This window comes from Streptomyces decoyicus, assembly GCF_019880305.1.
GTDB classification, from domain to species: Bacteria; Actinomycetota; Actinomycetes; order Streptomycetales; family Streptomycetaceae; genus Streptomyces; species Streptomyces decoyicus.
The window spans coordinates 5461108-5479899 of the sequence record NZ_CP082301.1 but is presented as its reverse complement, the minus strand read 5'-3'; the positions used below and the strand labels follow the sequence as shown (position 1 = coordinate 5479899).

Below are 18792 nucleotides of genomic sequence, written 5' to 3'. Positions count from 1 at the left end.
ACCTTCGGGGTTCTGACGCGGTAGTCAGTGCGTCCGCCAGGCGGACATGGCACATCTGTCAGAAGTACGAGTCCTTCTCCGTCAAAGGAGCACCATGTCCCTCCCCGTTACGCGTCGGATCGCCCGAGCCGCCCTGCTCGTTGCAGTGGGTGCCGCTCCCGTGGTCGCTGCGGCAGGTACCGCCACCGCTGCGGAACCGGCCGCCAAGGCACTCGGCGGGCTGACGGCGCCCCTGGACTCCCAGAACACCAGCCAGACCCTCGACCACACCGCGCGCCACGGCGTCGGCCTGGTGAACGAGGCCGGCAGCAAGGCGGCGACGAAGCTCGCCCCGGCGCTCGTCGAGACCGCCGGCCCGGTCGTGAAGAAGGCCATGCCGCTCACCCAGGGCGCAGCCGACAAGACGGAGAGCGTGGTCCGCCCGGTCGCCAAGCACGGCATCACCACCAACGCGCTGCCGCTCGCCAAGGACCTGGTCGGATCGCCCCAGGGCCTGCTCGCCCCGGCTCAGAGCCTGCTCGGCGGCCTCCCGCTCGGCGGCCGCTGACCAGGCCGGCAGTCCGCCCGTACGACGCGCAGGGGCCCGGGGAGTTCGCTCTCCCCGGGCCCCTGCGCGTCGTTGTGCGTCGTTGCGCGTCGGTCAGTTGCGGCGGCTCACTTCGCCAGCCGGCGCACCGCGGCGGCCACCCGCTCGTCGGTGGCGGTGAAGGCGATGCGTACGAACCGCTCCCCCGCGGCGCCGTAGAAGTCGCCGGGGGCGACGAGGATGCCGCGCTTGGCGAGCTCGCCGACGGTGTCCCAGCAGGGCTCGTCACGGGTCGCCCAGAGGTAAAGCGAGGCCTCGCTGTGCTCGATGCGGAAGCCCGCGGCCTCGAAGGCGGAACGCAGCGCGGCGCGGCGGCGGGCGTAGCGCTCACGCTGCTCGGCGACATGGGCGGTGTCGCCCAGCGCCGCGACGGTGGCGGCCTGGACGGGTGCCGCGATCATCATGCCGCCGTGCTTGCGGATCTGGAGCAGGTCGCCGAGGACCGCGGCGTCGCCGACGAGGAAGGCGGAGCGGTAGCCGGCGAGGTTGGAGCGCTTGGAGAGGGAGTGGACGGCGACGAGGCCGTCGTGGGAGCCGCCGCAGATGTCCGGGTGCAGCACGGAGACCGGGTCGGCCTCCCAGCCCAGTTCGAGGTAGCACTCGTCGCTGAAGACCAGCACACCGTGCTCGCGCGCCCAGGCGACGGTGCGGCGCAGCTCGTCGGCGCTCAGCACCCGGCCGGTCGGGTTGGACGGCGAGTTCAGCCAGAGCAGCTTCAGGCCGCTGGGGTCCAGCTCCCAGGGCTCGTCGTAGACGACCGGCTCGGCCCCGGCCAGGCGGGCGCCGACCTCGTACGTCGGGTAGGCCAGGCGCGGGTAGCCGACCTTGTCCCCGGCGCCCAGGCCCAGCTGGGTCGGCAGCCAGGCCACCAGCTCCTTGGAGCCGACGACCGGCAGCACGTTGGTGTGCTCCAGGCCCCGGGCACCGAGGCGGTCGGCCGCCCAGCCGGTGAGCGCGTCCCGCAGCGCGGCCGTGCCCCACACCGTCGGATAGCCCGGACTGTCGGCCGCGGCGGTCAGTGCCTGCTGGACCACCGCGGGGACCGGGTCGACCGGGGTGCCGACGGAGAGGTCGACGATGCCGTCGGCGTGCGCGGCGGCGGTGGTCTTGTACGGCTCCAGGCGGTCCCACGGGAAGGCGGGCAGGCGGTCGCGGAGCGACGCGCGGGGGGAGACGGGCTGGGGAGACGATGCTGCGCCCACGGTGCTCTCTTTCTCAGTGGTGCGGGACACCGGCGCACAACGCGCCGGTCCCGTACGGCGAGCTGGCCGTACGGGACCGGGCGGCGCCGTGCGACCTCCCCCGGCTCACACCGGGGGGCGCCCCCGACGACGTCGGAGGCGAAGGGGAGCGGGCGGGCTCCCCTTCGGTCCTCGGGTCGTTACTGGTTCTGCGGCGGCAGTGCCGCGATGAACGAGTGATCGCGGTCGATCAGGCCGAGCTTGCTGGCGCCACCGGGCGAGCCGAGCTCGTCGAAGAACTCCACATTCGCCTTGTAGTAGTCCTTCCACTCCTCCGGGGTGTCGTCCTCGTAGAAGATGGCCTCGACCGGGCAGACCGGCTCACAGGCACCACAGTCGACGCATTCGTCCGGGTGGATGTACAAGGACCGCTTGCCCTCGTAGATGCAGTCGACCGGGCACTCCTCGATGCACGCCTTGTCCTTGACGTCGACACAAGGCTGCGCGATGACGTAGGTCACGCTGTCGTTCCTCCTCGGTAGGGCCGGCGGACCGATTGGCAGTACCGCCGCTGGGCGCGCGGGAGCGCGGCGTCGTCGATGCCCGCCATCTAGTATCTCCGTTCCCGGGCGCGAGACGAACAAGAGGGGCGGTTTGAGCGATGGAATTCCTGGCCGGCGGCCACGCGGAGGTCCGCATCACCCGTGCTGACGTGGGCAAAAGGGTATCCGTCCGGCGTCTGACCGGGGGTGGGGCGGGGGAGGCGACGTTCACGGACGCGGTCGGGGTTCTCACATCCTGGGACGAAGGTGTGCTGAGCATCACACGGCGCAACGGTGAGTGCGTCCGGATCGCGGAGTCTTCGCTGGTGGCGGCCAAGGTCGTGCCCGCCCGTCGCCCGGCCACGGCCCCTGGGGGAGCTTCGCGCCCTTCCGCGGCGGAGCCGTCCCGCCGGCGCGGGCCCGCGGCCACCGCCCGGGAGCTCCAGCAGGTCGCGGCCCGTGGCTGGCCCGCTGTTGAGACAGAGCGTCTCGGGGAATGGACACTGCGCGCTTCGGGGGGATTCACCCGCCGCGCCAACTCCGTCCTGCCGCTCGGTGAGGCCGGCGTCCCCTTGGACACCGCGCTGGAGCGGATCGGCCAGTGGTATGACGAGCGCGGGCTGCCGGCAGTGATCGTGGTCGCCACGGGGCGGGCGGACACCGATGAAGAGCTGGCCGCGGCGCTGGCGGAGCGCGGCTGGGCCGACGAGCGGCACACCACGGTCCGGACCGCGGCACTGGCACCGCTCGCCGACACCGACGCGGACCTTTCCCGCGTCACGCTTTCCCGGGAGCCGGACGCGGACTGGCTGGCCCTGTACAACCGCACCGGCGAGGCCGACCGGGCCGGCGAGGCCGCACAGAACGCCCTGAAGGTGCTGACCGGCGGCCCCTCGGTGTGGTTCGCGACGGTCCACGACACGGACGGCGCGACGGCGGCGATCGGGCGGCTGGTCGTCGACGGGCGCTGGGCGGGCTTCGCGGCGCTCGAAGTGGCGCCGGCCGCACGCCGTCAGGGACTGGCCACGCTGGTGATGGCGGCGCTCGCCGAGCGGGCTCTCGCGGAGGGCGCCTCGGCGGCGTATCTCCAGGTCGAGGCGGACAACACGGACGCCCTCGCGTTCTACGACCGGCTCGGCTTCACCGACCACCACGGCTACCACTACCGGCGCGCCCTGCCGGGCGGCGGCCGGCACTGAAGGGGTGCCCCTCCCATGCCCCACGCACCCGATCCCGAGCCGGACGACGCCCGCGCCGCACGGCGGCAGCAGTTCGCCGACGCCGCGCGCGCCGAGCGGCCCGATCTGGCACTGCTGTGCCTGCTGATCGGCGCCGAGGCCGATCCGGCGCTGGACGAGGCAGGTCTCGACGCGGCCCAGATCGAGCTGGACCGGCTGGCCGGCCTGCTGCCGTTCTCCCCGGCCGGCGGCCCCGGTGCCTGGGCCCGCAATCTCGCCGAGCTGCTCGGCACCCGGTGCGGCTTCGGCGGCTCACCCGCCGACTACCGGCGGCTGGAGTCCTCGCTGCTGCACGAGGTGCTGCGGCGGCGCCGGGGCCTGCCGATCCTGCTGTCGGTGGTGTGGATGGAGGTGGCGCGGCGGGCCGGCGCGCCCGTCTACGGGGTCGCGCTGCCCGGTCACTTCGTCGTCGGCTTCGGTGAGCCCGCCGGCGCGCATGTCCTGGCCGATCCGTTCGCGGGCGGGCGGCGGCTCACCGAGGAGGACGCGGGGCTGCTGGTCGCGGGCGCGACCGGTGAGCCGCTGAGCGAGCGGATGATGACGCCCGCCGACCCGCTGGAGATCGTGCTGCGGGTGCTGAACAACATCCGGGCCTGGGCGCAGGCGCGCCCGGAGCACAGCGCAGTGCAGCTGTGGGCGCTGGAGCTGTCGCTGCTGCTGCCGAGCCATCCGGCGCGGCTGCGCCATGAGCGCGCCCAACTGCTCGTCCAGCGCGGTGAGTTCCTCGCCGGAGCGGCCGAGCTGGAGGAGTACGCCCGAGTGGTGGAGGCCGTCGAGCCGGCCGGTGCGACCGCGATACGGCGTCAGGCCGCGGCGGCGCGCGCCATGCTCAACTGAGCGGCGGCCGGGCTGCGCCGGACGACCAGCACGGTCGCGTCGTCCTTGAGCTCGCCGTCGGTGAAGCCTTCCAGATCGGCGCGGAGGGTACGGGCCAGCTCGGCGGGCTCCAGGTCCGTCCACCCGGCCAGCCGTTCGGCCAGCGGGTAGAACTCGCCGTCCTTGCCGCGTGCCTCGGTCACCCCGTCCGTGCACAGCACGATCCAGTCGTCGGGCTCGGGATGGACCCGGACGCTGTGACGGGGCTCGCCGCTGAGCGGGCCCAGGCCGAGCGGCAGTCCGCCCTCGCCCTCCCGGCGCTCGGAGACCTTCCCGGCGCGGATCAGGTAGTACGGGATATGGCCGCAGGAGAGCACCCGGCCCTGCGCCGGGCCGCGCACCTCCATCAGCAGCGCCGTGACGAAGCGCTCGTCGGTGCCCTGCTCGACCGAACGGGTGTTGTAGCGGGCCAGCGCCTGCTCCATGCGCTCGGCCACCGAGTCCAGCGACTCCAGATGCTGTGCGGCCTCCCGGAACGACGCCAGCACCTCCAGGCCCGCGCCGATCGCCGGCATGCCCTTGCCCTGCACATCGCCGATCATCAGCCGCAGCCCGTGCGGCGTGTCGATGGCCTCGTAGATGTCGCCGCCGACCCGGGCGCCCTCCTGGGCGGAGACATAGAAGCCGTACGCCTCGACGGGCCCCGCGCTCAGCGGCAGCTCGCGCAGCATCGCCCGCTGCACCGTGTCGGCCACCAGGCGCGTACGGGCATGCAGCGCCTCCCGCTGGAGGCGGGTGCGGCACAGCATCAGCGAGAAGACGGCCACCAGGATCACACCGAAGATGCCGACGACCCGGCTGGCCGGGGCCCAGTCGGGGACCGTGAAGATGTCGACGTAGGTCAGGCACACGACGAAGACGGCTGCCACCAGGAACGTCATCCGGAACGACCAGCGCAGCGCGGCGTACAGCGGGGCAATGCCCAAGAAGGCCGAGATGTGCAGCTCAGGGCTGGTCGTGGCGTCCAGGACCGCGACGACGAAGATCGCGAGGATCAGCAGCGCGGGGGCGAGGTGGCTGCTCTCCGTGGGTCGGTCGGCAGGCATAACACTTCAAGAGTGCGGGACACCGCCCGGCACCGCACCGGGGCGGAGGTCCCCGGCGCGGCGGGCCGGAGGTTCGGGCCCCGGGTGCCTGGCCGGTGGCTGCCCGCTGCCTGCCCGCTGCCTGCCCGCTGCCTACAGCCAGCCCTTGTCGCGGGCCGTGCGGACCGCCTCGGCGCGGTTGCGGGCGCCCGTCTTCTGGATGGCGGTGGAGAGGTAGTTGCGGACCGTGCCCCGGGACAGATGCAGGGCACCGGCGATCTCGGCGTTGGTGGAGCCGTCGGCGGCCGTGCGCAGCACCTCCCGCTCGCGCTCGGTCAGCGGGCTGGCGCCGTCGGCGAGCGCGGCCGCCGCCAGCACCGGGTCGATGACGCGCTCGCCGCACAGGACGCGCCGTACGGCATCCGCGAGCCGGGCCGCCGGGGCGTCCTTGACCAGGAAGGCGTCGGCGCCGCACTCCATCGCACGGCGCAGATAGCCGGGGCGGCCGAAGGTGGTGAGGATGACGACCTTCACACCGGGCAGCTCGGCACGCAGCGCGGCCGCGGCGTCCAGTCCGCTGAGGCCGGGCATCTCGATGTCCAGCAGCGCGACATCCACGGGGTGGGCCCGCGCGGCAGGGAGCACCTCGTCCCCACGCGCCGCCTGCGCCACGACCTCCAGATCGTCCTCCAGCGACAGCAGCGCGGCCAGCGCCTCCCGGACCATGGACTGGTCCTCCGCCAGCAGCAGTCTGATCATGCGGGTCACCTTAAGCCGTACGAGGGGTGGGAGGGGGTGGGCCCGTGAGCCGCTGACCGGATCGCGCGCCTACGCCGGGTCGTTGACGGACTCGGGGGATATCTCCGGGGCGGCCGGGGCACGCCTCGGTGCTGCGCCCACGGGGACGAAGGCGCGCAGGGCGAAGCCGCTGCCGCGCGGGGCGGGGCCGGTTTCCAAGCGGCCTTCGGCCAGGGCGAGGCGTTCGCGCAGGCCGCTGAGGCCGTTGCCGTCCTGCTGGGCGCGGGGCGGGCCCGCGCCGTCGTCGAGCACCGTCAGGCACAGGTAGCGGCGCTCGTCGGCCTCCCACTCCTCGGCGAGCAGCAGCTCGCAGTGGCGGGCGCCGCTGTGCCGTACGACGTTGGTGACGGCCTCCCGCAGCGCCCAGGCCAGCGCGCCCTCCTCGTCGGCCGCGAGCCCGCGGTACTCACCCTCCAGGGCAGGGTCGGCGGTGAGCCGCACTCCTGCCGTACGCAGCGCGGCCCGCGCCCCGGCCAGCTCGACGGCGAGCCGGGGTCTGCGGTAGCCGGTGACCGCTTCCCGCACATCGACCAGCGCCTGTCGGCTGACCTGTTCGATGTCGGCGACCTGCCGGGCGGCGTCGGACGGCCGGTCGGGCAGCATCCGTCCGGCCAGCTCGCTCTTGAGCGTGATCAGCGAGAGGGAATGGCCGAGGAGGTCGTGCAGATCGCGGGCGAGCCGCAGCCGCTCGTCGTTGGCGGCGAGGCGGGCGACCTCCTGGCGGGCGGCGCGCAGCTCCGTGGTCGTACGGATCAGATGCTGCACCCCGACCATCATGAAGCCGCTGCCCAGGGCGGGAAGGCCGTAGGCGAAGAAGTAGTAGCCGCGGATCTCCGGATAGCGCGCCCCGACGGCGAGCAGCACCGCGGCCACGAGCGGGATGGCCCAGCGGGACTGCCACCAGGGCAGCACCACGGCACAGGCCACGCTGGTGAAGATGAACAGCACCAGCCACGAGAAGTCCAGCGTCCACGAGAGTGCGGTGGACAACGTCAGCATCAGGGCGAGAGCGGCGTACATCAACGGGCCGGTGCTCTTCCGCCACATGTGGCGGAAGACCACGACGAAGTAGGAGAGCACGAAGAGCGCGAGCCCCAGGCCGCCCCCGAGCCGCTCGGTGGTGGAGGCGCCGGCCCGCAGCAGCTGGCCCACCGGGCCGGCCAGATACAGCAGCCAGATGCCGAACCACATCATCTTGCCGAGCGCCTGGCGGCGCGTACGGGGCGGCTGCCCGATCATCATGGGGCCGGCGCCCTCGGGCTCGCCCGTCATCTCCCGTGCCTCACGCCTTCCGGGTGTCCTTGCGGTAGAGCCAGGCCGCGGCGCCGGTGAAGACCAGCAGATACCCGGCCAGGATGGCCATGTCCTTCCCGTGCGGGGCCTGGCCGGCCTCGACGGCGGTGCCGAGCGCGGTGTACGCGTGGGTCGGCAGCCACTCGGCGATGTTCTGCACCCACTGGGGCAGGATCGTCAGCGGCATCCACAGGCCGCCGAGGAACGCCAGGCCGAAGTAGAACAGCATAGAGATCGGGCGGACCGCGTCACCAGAGGCCAGATAGCCGATGGCGACGCCCAGGGCGGCGAAGACGAAGCTGCCGAGCCAGGTGCCCGCGGCGATGGCGATCCACTGCCAGGCCTCGAGACGTACGCCTTTGACCACCGCGGCGACGAGCATGACCAGCAGGATCGACGGCAGGCTGACGGTCGCGGCGGCGGCCATCTTGGCGGCGACATAGCCGCGGCCGGGCAGCGCCGTCAGCCTCAGCTGCCGCACCCAGCCCTTCTCCCGCTCCTTGGCGATCCGCTCGCTGTTGCCCAGCAGCACGGCGGTCATGGCGCCGAACGCTGCCATCGACACCATGAAATAGAGCCCCATGTCCAGCTTCATACCGGGGATCGGCTTGCTGTCCGCGCCGCCGGCGATGATCAGATACAGCGCCGGCGGATAGATCACCGAGAAGAACATGAACTTCTTGTTGCGCAGTGCGCGGATGATCTCCAGCTTGATCAGAGTGGTCATCGGGCCGCCTCCTCGGCGGCGGAGGTCGCGTCGGAAGCGGTGGTCAGGGCGATGAAGGCCTGTTCCAGGCCGAGGCCGGAGACTTCGAGGTGGTGCGGGTAGATGCCGAGGCCGTAGAGGGCGTGGACGGTGGCGTCGGCGTCGTGCGACTGGAGGCGGACCGTGCGTGAGGAGACCTCCAGGGCGGTCAGGCAGGGCAGGCCGTGCAGCGCCTCGCGGTCGACCGGCTCGTCGAGCTCGAAGGTGACCCGGCGGGCGCCGGCCCTGGCCTTGATCTCGGCGGCCGTGCCGTCGGCCAGCACCCGGCCGCGGTGCAGCACGATCACCCGGTCGGCGATCTCGTCGGCCTCTTCGAGGTAGTGGGTCGCGAAGAGGACCGTACGGCCCTGCTGGGCCTGTTGGCGCATCGCGCCCCAGAAGGTCTGCCGGGCGGAGACGTCCATGCCGGTGGTCGGCTCGTCCAGCACGATCAGATCGTTGGCGCCGGCGGTGGCGAGGGCGAAGCGCACCCGCTGCGCCTGGCCGCCGGAGAGCTTGTCGACCATGCGGTCGGCGATGTCGGTGATACCGGCGGTGGCCAGGATCCGGTCGAGCGGATAGCCGCGCGGATGCAGATCACGGGCGAGCCCGACCAGCTCCTTGACCTTGACGCCGTCCATCAGGCCGCCGCTCTGGAGCATCGCGCCGACCTTGCCCTGCGCGATGGCGCGCTGCGGGGTCGTGCCGAAGAGGGTCACGCTGCCGGAGTCGGCGCTGCGCAGCCCGAGGAGCAGGTCGAGGGCCGAGGACTTGCCCGCGCCGTTCGGGCCGAGGAGGGCGACGGTCTCTCCCGGGGCCAGCTCCAGACTCAGGTCGGCCACCGCGCGCACCGCGCCGTAACTCTTGCTGACCTGCCGGAAACTGACCACGGGTGCCCGGTCCGCCCCCTGCGCGGTGGTGGCTGGGGTGGTCGCTGTGGTCGTCATGCTCTTCAGCTTCCGGGATCCGCAACGCGCGCGGCAGTGCCGACTGTATGCACTGTGCCATGACATCTGTCATGGGTGAGGCCCCCTAGGGGACTTCTCGGGGTGTGCCGAGAAGCCGCCCTGCGGGGGCCTCTTCCTGCGGTTTCGCGCCGGGTGGCGGTCAGTTGCCGTTCGTGGCGATGGTCTGGACCCGCTCCGCCGCTCCCGTGCCGAGCAGGGCCTTGCCGACCGCGCTCGCCACCTCCTCGACGCTGACCGGGTGCTTGGAGCCGTCGCCCTTGGTCACCATCACGCCGTTGAAGGTGTCGCCGTAGAGCTCCTTGAGAGCCGGCCGGTCGTAGTACGGCACCAGACCGCCGTCGACGATCTTGAAGGACAGGAACTTCGGGATGGACTTCTGCGGGCTGAAGGAGACCGTGTGCGCCGCGTCCGTACGGACCGTCACCAGGCCGGACATCGCGGGCTTGGCGAACTGCTCCAGCGCCTTGTCCACCGCGGCCTTGTCGACCCGCGGCTGCTGGGTGCTCGCGGCCAGCACGACCGGTGCGTCGGCGCCGGTCGTGGCGCGGTTGCGGTAGGCGTCGGTGACCTTCTTCTTGGACGCCTTCACATCGATCGCCTTGTGGGGCACGCCGTAGTGCGGCACCGCCTTGCCGTTCTCGAAGGTGATCCCGCCGTCCTTGGCGGCGCCCGAGGGCCCGGCGACGTTCTCCAGCGCGATCTGGAGCTTCTCGTCGTCGACGACCACCTCGGGCTCGGCCGTGCGCGTACCGCCGAACAGCGAGCCGATGACGGAGACGGGGTTGTAGTCCCGGCCGGCCGCCTTGCGGACCGTCGCCTGCGGGTCGATGTCCAGGCCGGCCTTGCCGGGTTCGAGGGTCGCGGCCTTGCCGTCGACGGTGAGCTTGAGCGGCGTGGCGCGGCGGCCCTTGAGCGCCGTCTCCAGCTTCTTGACGGCGTCTTCCTTGGTGGTGCCGCCGATGTCCACGCCCAGCGCGGTGGTGCCGTTGGGCACATCGGCGTGGTCGAGCAGCAGGCCCGCACCGTAGGCGACACCGGCCAGGACCACGACGGCAACGCCCACGAGAACGAGCTTGTTGCGGCCCTTCTTGGGCGGGTTGATCGGCTCGGGGATCTTGGGCCGCGGCTTCGGCGCGGACCTCTCACCGTCATCGCCCGGGGCTGCCGCGAACGGCGACGGGGACGACGGCCCCTCGGCCCCGGGGACCTTCGGGATGCCGCTGACCAGCGTGTCGCCGGACACCCGGCCGCGGTCGCCGGGGGCGCCCGCCTGGGGGGCCTTGACGCCACGCTTGCCCTTCGGGCCGCCGGGCGCGGTGCCCTGGGGACCGCCGGGCAGTCCGCCCGCGATACCGCCCGCGGCACCGAGGCCACTGCCGGGACCGGCGAGCGGCGCCGGCGGCTGCGGGGTGAGCTCAGCGGTGTCGTCGCTGATCGGGGGCGTGCTGCCGGGGCCGGGGTTGCTGAAACCGGGCGGGAGGTTGAGCGACGCATTGCCGCGCGCCGGCCCGGTCGTGGGGCCGCTGGGGCCGCCCGCCGGGGCGTCGAACGGGGTGTGGTCCCGGGTGGGCCCGGCGGCGGCGTCGAACGGCGACCCGCTGCCGGGCGCCGCACCGTCGAACGGCGAAGCGCCGCCCGGCCGGCCCTCGTCGAACGGCGAACCGCCGCCCCGCGGACCGCCGTCGAACGGCGAGGCGCCGCCCGGCTGGGCACCGCCGCTCTGCCGTCCACCGCCGTCGAACGGCGAGGCGCCGTCCTGCGGGGCCGGGTTGTCGGAGAAGTACGGCAGGTCGGGGCGCTGCGGCGGCTTGGCGCCGGACGGCGGCCGCGGCGGGGTCGCACCGCCCGGGGCGGGCGGCATCGCATGGGACCCGGTGGAGGACTGCTGCCCCTTGCGCGGCGCGAACCAGTCACTGGGCTTCTCGGCCTGGCCGCCCGCGGGAGCCTCGTCCGCCGGAGCGTCGGGCCGGGGAGTGTTGGCCGTGCGCTCCGCGTTCCGCTCGCTGCCGCGGGCGGGGCGGGGCGCCCCTCGGGAACCGGCGGGCCCGCCGGAACCAGACGATCCGTTCATGCCGGACTCCTCACCGACGGGCTTGCGCACGACGACCGGCGGGATGGGGCGCGACCCCGGAATGTTGATCTTGATCCGCGTCGTCAGTGTGGTCTCGGTTTTGGGCTCCTCCGGCTGCGCCGCGGCACCGGGCGCCGGCGCCTGGTCGGCATCTCCCCTGGGCGAGCCGTACGGCGGCGTCCCTGAGGGGTACGCGGCTCCGCCACGGCCCTGAGGGCCGGAGGACGAACTGTCAGATTCACGACTCAAAGCAGGTTCTCCCGGTTGGCTCCGCCGCTCGTCAGAGATGATCCCCGGCCACAGGCCGGGGGGTGCCCCCAGGGCGGCGCGACGGCGCGCACCACCATACTGTCCGCCACGGGCGGCCACCCGGGGAGCGTACGAACACCGCCGCCGCACGCAAACCCCCGGCCCCCGGTCCGTTCACCCGGAGCCGCGCGGCATCCGTCCCGTTATGGACCACGTCATCCGCCAACTCGGCCGTACCGGACGCCCGTAGCGCCTACCCGGGCGGCGGTGGCGCAGATCACAGCGACCAGAATGCCGCCGAGCAGGAAGATGTACGAGCCGAGCCCCGCGCCGAAGAAGAAGTCGCCTTCCGGCCGGACGTTGCTGAGCAGCAGGAAGACCGTGACCAGCCACGCCGCGCCGGGCACCAGGACGCCCGCGGAGGTGCCGGTCGCCCGGCCGCCCCCGTAGAAGAGGCCTCCGACACCGGCCAGCGCCAGCACCAACCCGCCGGGGAACCAGGCCGCTTGCACCAGCGTTCCGGCGAACGCGACCAGCACGCCCGCGACCAGCAGCAGCACATATATGCCCACCCGGCCCGGCGTCAGCGGCGCGGTCAGCGCGGCACCGGCCGCGGGCGTCACGGGAGCGCCGGACCGCGCACCGGACGTACCGCCCGCGCCCGCCCTCGACCGCTGCCCTTTGCCGGAGGCCGCACCGCCCTTGCCGCCGGACGCCGCGGCGCCCTCACCGGAGGCCCCGCCACCGTTTCCCTCGGCGCGGCCGCCGCCGCCCTTCGCCGTACTCATTCCGCCGCCTCCTCGATCCGGGCACTCTCCTCCATACCCACCATTTCGCCGATACCCGCGAAAAGGTCATCCTCGCGCGCGCCACCCGCGGCGCCCGGCACACCGCGCACCAGCCGATAGTGCTCCGTGCCGAACAGCGGCTGGCCCAAGTCGTTGGAGAGCGCGAAGAACGGCCCGTCGACCGCGATCTGGGTGTAGTGCGCCCGCATCGCCGCGGCCTTCGCGGCCGTGTGCGCCGGATCGCCGGTGAGGGACGCCGTGACCTCGGAGTCCGGCACCACCCCTGGCACATCGTCGACGGTGGCGACTCCGGGGAAGGTGTGACCGGCCGCCCGCAGCCGCTCGAAGCCCTCCTCGACCACGGACCGGGGGTTGCAGTTCCAGTAGATCTTCCCGATCTGATGCGCACTGCCCAGCTCTGGCCCGAAATCCGCCTGCGCGGCCAGCTCGGCGCCGCGCATGGCCACCCGGTGGGCCTGGATGTGATCGGGGTGGCCATATCCGCCGTTCGGGTCGTAGGTGACCAGGACCTGCGGCCCGACCTCACGGATCACGGCCACCAGATGGGCGGCCGCCTCGTCGAGCGGGGCCTGCCAGAAGGCGTCGGGACGCTCGTTCTGCACCGCGCCCATCATCCCGGAGTCCCGGTAGCGGCCCGGCCCGCCGAGGAAGCGGTGGTCCGTGACGCCCAGGGCCTCCATCGCGGCGGCCAGCTCACGGGCGCGGTACGGGCCGAGGGTGTCGTCGCGGTCCGGCGCGAGAGCGGCCAGCTCGGGCGGGATGACCTCGCCCTCCTCGCCGAGCGTGCAGGTCACCAGGGTGACCAGCGCACCCTCGGCCGCGTACTTGGCCATGGTCACGCCGTTGTTGATCGACTCGTCGTCGGGGTGCGCATGCACCAGCAGCAGCCGGCGGGAAGGGGCCGGGCGCGAAGCGCTCCCCTCGGAGGGGGCCGGCCGGGGGCGGGCGGGCTGATCGGTCATACCGACAGCCTACGAGCCGCCCGGTCCGCCTCCCGCAGCCGATCCCGGCCGCCACCCGTACGCCCGGCCGGAGGGCGGGCGCACGGTGGACGGGACCGGCCGGGGAGGGATCAGAACTTGATGTTCCCGAGCATGCCGGCGACGTTCGTCGTCAGCTGCTTGATCGTCGGAGCGATGGACGAGCTGGCCAGATAGAAGCCCAGCAGCATGCACACAAACGCATGCGCGGCCTTCAGTCCGGACTTCCTGACAAGCAGGAAGACGATGATCGCCAGCAGCACCACCGCCGAAATCGAGAGTGCCACGGCGGCTCACCTCCAAGTACTCGCGTTCCGAACAGAGTTGATGGTGGCACAGACCGTCTTCACGAACCTGCGCACCGGGGTATGCCAAGGGCTCTTTACCCCGTACCCACTACGCGCAAGGGATCATAACTTTCCGTCCTAGCGCATAAGTCGGAGCACGGAAGCAGAGCGGGGGCGCACACGATCTTCACGAGCGCGACCGCGGTGAGCCTGTGCCCGTTTAGGCTCGGCCCATGACCGGACAGCCTTCGTTCCCGCGGCAATACGCCCGTACGCAGCGCTTCACTCTGGGCGCACCGCGCGGCTACGCCATCTCCCCCGACGGCACACGTGTCGCCTTCCTCCGTTCCCGTTCGGGCACCGACCGCAGTCAGCAGTTGTGGGTGCTCGATCTGGAAGCGGGACGGGAGCTCACGGCCGCCGACCCGCAGGCCCTGCTGGCCGGCGCGGAGGAGGACCTTCCCCCGCAGGAGCGGGCCCGCCGCGAGCGAAGCCGGGAGAGCTCGGCGGGCATCGTCGGCTATGCGACGGACTCCGCCGTGGAGTTGGCGGCCTTCACCCTTTCCGGCCGGCTGTTCGTCTCCGAACTACGGGCCGGCACCACCCGTGAACTTCCGGTCCAGGGGCCGGTCGTGGACCCCCGCCCCTCGCCGGACGGGCGGCAGGTGGCCTTTGTGGCGGACGGCCGGCTGCGGGTGGCCGCGGTGGACGGCGCCGCGACCGCCGACGGGGGCGACGGCGGCACGACGGGCGCCGGGTCGGCGGACCGGGTGCTGGCCGAGCCCGACGGGCCCGAGGTGACCTGGGGTCTCGCGGAGTTCATCGCGGCCGAGGAGATGGGCCGCTACCGGGGCTTTTGGTGGTCGCCGGACAGCGATGCGGTGCTGGCCGCGCGGGTCGACGAGGCGCCGGTGCAGCGCTGGTGGATCTCCGACCCCGCCCATCCGGACCGGGAGCCCGCCCGGGTCGCGTACCCGGCGGCGGGGACCCGCAACGCCGAGGTCACCCTGACACTTTTCGGCCTGGACGGCTCGCGCACGGACATCGGCTGGGACACCGAGCGCTACCCCTACCTCGCGCGCGTCCACTGGTCGTCGGCCGGGCCGCCGCTACTGCTCGTCCAGGCCCGCGACCAGCGCGACCAGCGCTATCTGACCGTCGACACCGCGACCGGTGCGACCAGGACGGTGCACGAGGAGGAGGACGAGGCGTGGGTCGAGCCGTTCCCCGGGGCGCCGGCCTGGACGCCGGACGGGCGGCTGGTGCGGATCTCGGACGAGGGCGGTGCGCGCAAGCTGTTCGTCGGCGACCGTCCGCTGACCGGGGCGCCGCTGCACGTCCGGGCCGTACTGGACATCGGCGAGGAGGATGTCCTCTTCTCCGCGAGCGGCACCGAGATGCACGACATCGGCGTCTACCGCGCCTGGTTCCGCGGCAGCGGTGACCAGGGCGGCTGGGAGCGGGTGGGCGAGCGCCCGTATGCGACGGTGTCCTCCGCGGTGCGCGGCGGCATGGTGACCGTGCTGTCGCAGACGTCGCTGGAGCGGCCCGGCACCCAGGTGGACGTGGTGCGGCTGGATCCCGACGGTGGGGAGAAGACCCTCGCCACGATCGGCTCCTGTGCCGAGGAGCCGGTGCTCACCGCCCGCCCCCGTCTCGTGCGCGCCGGGGAACGCGAGATTCCGTGCGCGGTGCTGCTGCCCGGGGGATATAAGGAGGGCGACGGTCCGCTGCCGGTGCTGATGGATCCGTACGGCGGCCCGCACGGCCAGCGGGTGATCGCCGCGCACCACGCCCATCTGACCTCCCAGTGGTTCGCCGACCAGGGGTTCGCGGTGATCGTCGCGGACGGGCGGGGCACCCCGGGCCGCTCCCCCGCATGGGAGAAGGCGATGTTCCGCGACCTCGCGGACGTCGCCCTGGACGACCAGGTCCATGCCCTCCAGGCACTGGCCGGATCCTTTCCCCTGGACATGGAGCGGGTGGCGATCCGCGGCTGGTCCTTCGGCGGCTATCTCGCGGGGCTGGCGGCGCTGCGCCGCCCCGATGTCTTCCATGCGGCGGTGGTCGGTGCGCCGGTGACCGATCTGCGGCTGTACGACACCCATTACCAGGAGCGGTATCTCGGCCACCCGGACGAGGAGCCGGCCGTCTATGCGGCGAACTCGCTGATCACCGACGACGGGCTGTCCGGGGCGGTGGAGCCGCACCGTCCGATGCTGATCGTGCACGGCCTCGCGGACGACAACGTGGTGGTGGCGCACTCGCTGCGGCTGTCCTCGGCGCTGCTGGCGGCGGGCCGCCGGCACGAGGTGCTGCCGCTGTCCGGGGTGACGCACATGGCCTCGCAGGAGCAGGTGGCCGAAAACCTACTGCTGCTCCAAGTCGACTTCCTCAAGCGGTCGCTGGGGATGTCGTCCTGAGGACGTAGCGCCGCGGGGGCCGGGGCCGCCTCACCAGCCGGGCGGAAGCCTGGACGGCGGGGGCGGGGCGTGCGGCGGCCGCGCCTCGCCCGGGGCCGCGCCGTAGGCCAGCACACCGTCCGCGCCCCGGGAGGCGTCCGGTGCGCCGGGCCGGGCCGCCGCGACCAGCGCGGCCAGCCCGGCGGCGGCCACGAAGGCCGCGGTCCCCACCTCCAGCCGGGCCTGGACGGGCAGTGCGGCGAGCCGGCCGAACTCCCCGGTGCGCACGGCGAAGACGAGCGCCACGGCCCCGTGCACGAGCAGCAGGGCCGCGGCCGTCATCGCGGCCGGCCTGGCCCAGGCCGCGCGGCGCAGCACGGCGGCCGCGGCCCCCACGGCCAGCAGCGCGAGCGCCGCGGCCTGCCAGTGGACCGGGGGCTGGAGCAGGGCGCGGAAGACGGACGCATCGCCGAGCAGCCCCTTGCGGTAGACGGCCCCGCCGAGCTGCACCTGCCAGTGGATCTCCCAGCCGGCCACGGCGAATCCGGCGGTTCCCAGAAGGACGGCGGCCGTGACGGCCGGGCCCCTGTACGGCCTGCCGGGCCGCTCGGGGGCCGCTCCGTACGGCGCCGCGTGGACCACCCCGTACGCCGATGACGCCCCCTCCGGCAGCCCGCGCACCGCGTGTCCGGCCCGCCGGCCCGCCCGGCCGCCGGACTTCCGGCCCGCCACGACCACCACGACCAGTGCGGCCACCAGCGCGAGCTGGGCCAGGGCGGTCAGCCGTGCCCGCTCCGTGAGCCCGCTGTCCAGTCCCTGGAGCCAGCCCGCGCCCAGCACCCACACCAGCGGGAGCCGCAGCAGTGCGGTGGCGGCCGCCAGCGCGAGCAGTGCGCCCGCGGCCACGGACGAGGTGACGGCGCCGCGCAGCGTGGCGACCGCGGCGGTGAGCGCGCCGAGCACCAGCAGCGGGTCGAGCTCCGAGGTGGCCCAGGCGGTGAACTCCCGTGGCCGGCGGGCCTCGCCCAGCCAGGTCCGCCACACGTCCGCGCCGTGCTGGGCGATGGTCAGATCCCGGATGATCCAGGCCGCGGTGAGGAGTGCGAGCAGCAGGCAGACCAGTGCGCCGATGCCGCGTGCCCCGTGCGTGAGAACGCCGTCCCGCCCTGTGGACACGGCCAGCCCCCCCGTCCGTGTCGATGTGCCTGGGTGGTCCATGGCAGCCCCGCACAGGGGGTGCCCACCGCAGGTCTACTCCAGTCCCGGCGCAGGGACAACACGCCCGCAGGGAGCGAGGGGAGGAATGCCCCAAACGGCAACCGGCCGGGACGCCACCTGGCGTCCCGGCCGGTCTACGGCACCCGCACGGCCGTACGTTGTTCATCATGGCGCGTCCGTATATCGGTGTTGCGACAGTGAAGTTGCCTTCATGTTAAAGAAGTTCGTGACGATATGTCCCCCATGCCGTATATCCCGCCCACCTGTCAAGCACGCCATGGGATCAACTTGCGCAATCTTCGCTCAAGAAGTAGACGACCTGTTCACGAGCACACCCGATCCCCTTGACTCCGCCATAAATCACTTGCGAAAGTCCGCTCATCCAGCGGTGCGTTCGGTGCCGCTTCACGTTCCAAGAGAACTCGGCGCGGGGGCACTTCGCGATGACTAGTCCATCCCAGACCGCGGGGACCACGACCGACACCCCTGGTCTTGGCCCCGAAGGACTGACCTCGAAGAAGAACGGAAAAAACGGCAAAAAAGATCCACTGCAAGGCCGTTCGCCCGGCCAGCTGATGTGGACGCGCTTCAAGCGCGACCGGACCGGTGTCATCAGCGCCGGCGTCGTGCTCTTCTTCTTCCTGATCGGCGTGCTCGCACCGGTCATCTCCAAGCTGTACGGCAAGGATCCCTACACCCGTTACGGGATGATCACCCCGGGGCTCCTGGTCAACCAGTACCCGGCCGGGCCCAACGGCGGGATCAACGGTGACTTCTGGTTCGGTATCGAACCCACCCTGGGCCGCGATGTGTTCATGCAGCTGCTCTACGGCATCCGCAACACACTGGGCCTCGCCGTGGGCATCACGCTGGTCTCGGTGCTCACCGCGATCCTGCTGGGCGTCGCCGCCGGCTACTTCGGCGGACGCACCGACTACTTCATCGGCCGGTTCATCGACCTGCTGATGGCCTTCCCCAACCAGCTGTTCTTCGTCGCCTTCGTGCCGGTCGTGGGCGCCGTCTTCGTGGCTCCCGAGGACGAGATGCCCACCTGGCTGCGCGCCGGGATCATCATCCTGGTCATGTGGTTCCTGGGCTGGATGAGCCTGGCCCGTCTGCTGCGCGGCCAGGTGCTGTCGCTGCGCGAGCGGGAGTTCGTCGAGGCCGCCAAGGTCAGCGGCGCCTCCCCGTGGCGGATCATCCGGCGCGAGCTGGTGCCCAACGTGATGACGCCGATCCTGGTGCAGACGACCTACATGCTGCCGAACTTCGTGACCTCCATCGCGGGGCTCTCGTTCCTCGGCGTCGGTCTCGTCGAGCCCACGCCCGACTGGGGCCGGATGTTCGCCAACGCGGCCGAGTACTACCGCAACGACATCACGTACTTGTTCTTCCCCGGCCTCGCGATGGTCATCTTCATCGTCGCGTTCAACCTGCTCGGGGACTCGGTCCGGGACGCCTTCGACCCGAAGAGGGCTCGGTGAATCCGTTCCGCGGGGGGGTGCTGCCACCCCACCAGCACCG

The 18792-nt window shown here is 72.6% G+C and carries 17 protein-coding genes; 5 read left to right on the top strand and 12 right to left on the bottom strand.

The window, feature by feature from the left end:
- The first annotated feature begins 94 nt into the window (after nucleotides 1-94).
- Nucleotides 95-547, top strand: coding sequence for an ATP-binding protein (locus tag K7C20_RS24250; protein ID WP_107083383.1), 453 nt, complete (start codon nucleotides 95-97; stop codon nucleotides 545-547).
- A gap of 107 nt (nucleotides 548-654) precedes the next feature.
- On the opposite strand, the gene dapC is transcribed toward K7C20_RS24250, so the two are convergent.
- The gene (gene dapC, locus K7C20_RS24245) at nucleotides 655-1788 is read right to left on the bottom strand and encodes a succinyldiaminopimelate transaminase (protein WP_030085661.1); all 1134 of its coding nucleotides are present in this window, start codon (nucleotides 1786-1788) and stop codon (nucleotides 655-657) included.
- Nucleotides 1789-1967: 179 nt separating this feature from the next.
- Nucleotides 1968-2288, bottom strand: coding sequence for a ferredoxin (gene fdxA / locus K7C20_RS24240; RefSeq protein WP_030981535.1), 321 nt, complete (start codon nucleotides 2286-2288; stop codon nucleotides 1968-1970).
- A gap of 140 nt (nucleotides 2289-2428) precedes the next feature.
- Between fdxA and K7C20_RS24235 the strand changes: the two genes are divergently transcribed.
- Nucleotides 2429-3508, top strand: a complete 1080-nt coding sequence (locus K7C20_RS24235; protein ID WP_053209130.1) for a GNAT family N-acetyltransferase — start codon at nucleotides 2429-2431, stop codon at nucleotides 3506-3508.
- A gap of 15 nt (nucleotides 3509-3523) precedes the next feature.
- Complete coding sequence (locus tag K7C20_RS24230) at nucleotides 3524-4384, top strand: transglutaminase family protein (protein ID WP_053209129.1); 861 nt, start codon at nucleotides 3524-3526, stop codon at nucleotides 4382-4384.
- Here K7C20_RS24230 and K7C20_RS24225 read toward each other — a convergent pair.
- The 9 genes from K7C20_RS24225 to K7C20_RS24185 all read right to left on the bottom strand — a co-directional run bounded on the left by K7C20_RS24225 (nucleotide 4351) and on the right by K7C20_RS24185 (nucleotide 13648).
- Nucleotides 4351-5469: a PP2C family protein-serine/threonine phosphatase gene (locus K7C20_RS24225; RefSeq protein WP_030085805.1), complete on the bottom strand. Its 1119-nt coding sequence runs from the start codon at nucleotides 5467-5469 to the stop codon at nucleotides 4351-4353. The genes K7C20_RS24230 and K7C20_RS24225 overlap by 34 nt on opposite strands.
- A gap of 132 nt (nucleotides 5470-5601) precedes the next feature.
- Nucleotides 5602-6207 (bottom strand): response regulator transcription factor, encoded by a 606-nt coding sequence (locus tag K7C20_RS24220; protein ID WP_053209128.1) that lies wholly within the window; start codon nucleotides 6205-6207, stop codon nucleotides 5602-5604.
- A 69-nt stretch (nucleotides 6208-6276) separates the two neighbouring features.
- Complete coding sequence (locus tag K7C20_RS24215) at nucleotides 6277-7518, bottom strand: sensor histidine kinase (RefSeq protein ID WP_030085801.1); 1242 nt, start codon at nucleotides 7516-7518, stop codon at nucleotides 6277-6279.
- Nucleotides 7519-7528: 10 nt separating this feature from the next.
- Nucleotides 7529-8266, bottom strand: coding sequence for an ABC transporter permease (locus K7C20_RS24210; protein WP_053209127.1), 738 nt, complete (start codon nucleotides 8264-8266; stop codon nucleotides 7529-7531).
- Nucleotides 8263-9231 carry an ABC transporter ATP-binding protein gene (locus K7C20_RS24205; protein ID WP_030085795.1) on the bottom strand — a complete coding sequence of 323 codons (969 nt, stop codon included), beginning with the start codon at nucleotides 9229-9231 and terminating at the stop codon, nucleotides 8263-8265. Before K7C20_RS24205 ends, K7C20_RS24210 begins: the two co-directional genes overlap by 4 nt.
- A gap of 160 nt (nucleotides 9232-9391) precedes the next feature.
- A complete protein-coding gene (locus tag K7C20_RS24200; protein ID WP_053209126.1) occupies nucleotides 9392-11572 on the bottom strand; it encodes a peptidoglycan binding domain-containing protein in 2181 nt (726 codons plus the stop codon).
- Nucleotides 11573-11787: 215 nt separating this feature from the next.
- Nucleotides 11788-12360 (bottom strand): DUF6113 family protein, encoded by a 573-nt coding sequence (locus K7C20_RS24195; protein WP_030085793.1) that lies wholly within the window; start codon nucleotides 12358-12360, stop codon nucleotides 11788-11790.
- Entirely contained in the window at nucleotides 12357-13343 is a 987-nt protein-coding gene (gene mshB / locus K7C20_RS24190; protein WP_030085791.1) for an N-acetyl-1-D-myo-inositol-2-amino-2-deoxy-alpha-D-glucopyranoside deacetylase, read from the bottom strand. Before mshB ends, K7C20_RS24195 begins: the two co-directional genes overlap by 4 nt.
- A 110-nt stretch (nucleotides 13344-13453) precedes the next feature.
- Nucleotides 13454-13648 (bottom strand): hypothetical protein, encoded by a 195-nt coding sequence (locus tag K7C20_RS24185; protein WP_030085789.1) that lies wholly within the window; start codon nucleotides 13646-13648, stop codon nucleotides 13454-13456.
- A gap of 233 nt (nucleotides 13649-13881) precedes the next feature.
- Between K7C20_RS24185 and K7C20_RS24180 the strand changes: the two genes are divergently transcribed.
- Complete coding sequence (locus K7C20_RS24180; RefSeq protein WP_053209125.1) at nucleotides 13882-16071, top strand: prolyl oligopeptidase family serine peptidase; 2190 nt, start codon at nucleotides 13882-13884, stop codon at nucleotides 16069-16071.
- A 30-nt stretch (nucleotides 16072-16101) separates the two neighbouring features.
- Here the strand turns inward: K7C20_RS24180 and K7C20_RS24175 are convergent, their stop codons facing one another.
- The gene (locus tag K7C20_RS24175) at nucleotides 16102-17226 is read right to left on the bottom strand and encodes a hypothetical protein (protein WP_245171095.1); all 1125 of its coding nucleotides are present in this window, start codon (nucleotides 17224-17226) and stop codon (nucleotides 16102-16104) included.
- A gap of 485 nt (nucleotides 17227-17711) precedes the next feature.
- Between K7C20_RS24175 and K7C20_RS24170 the strand changes: the two genes are divergently transcribed.
- The gene (locus K7C20_RS24170) at nucleotides 17712-18752 is read left to right on the top strand and encodes an ABC transporter permease (protein ID WP_030085783.1); all 1041 of its coding nucleotides are present in this window, start codon (nucleotides 17712-17714) and stop codon (nucleotides 18750-18752) included.
- The last annotated feature ends 40 nt before the right edge of the window (nucleotides 18753-18792 follow it).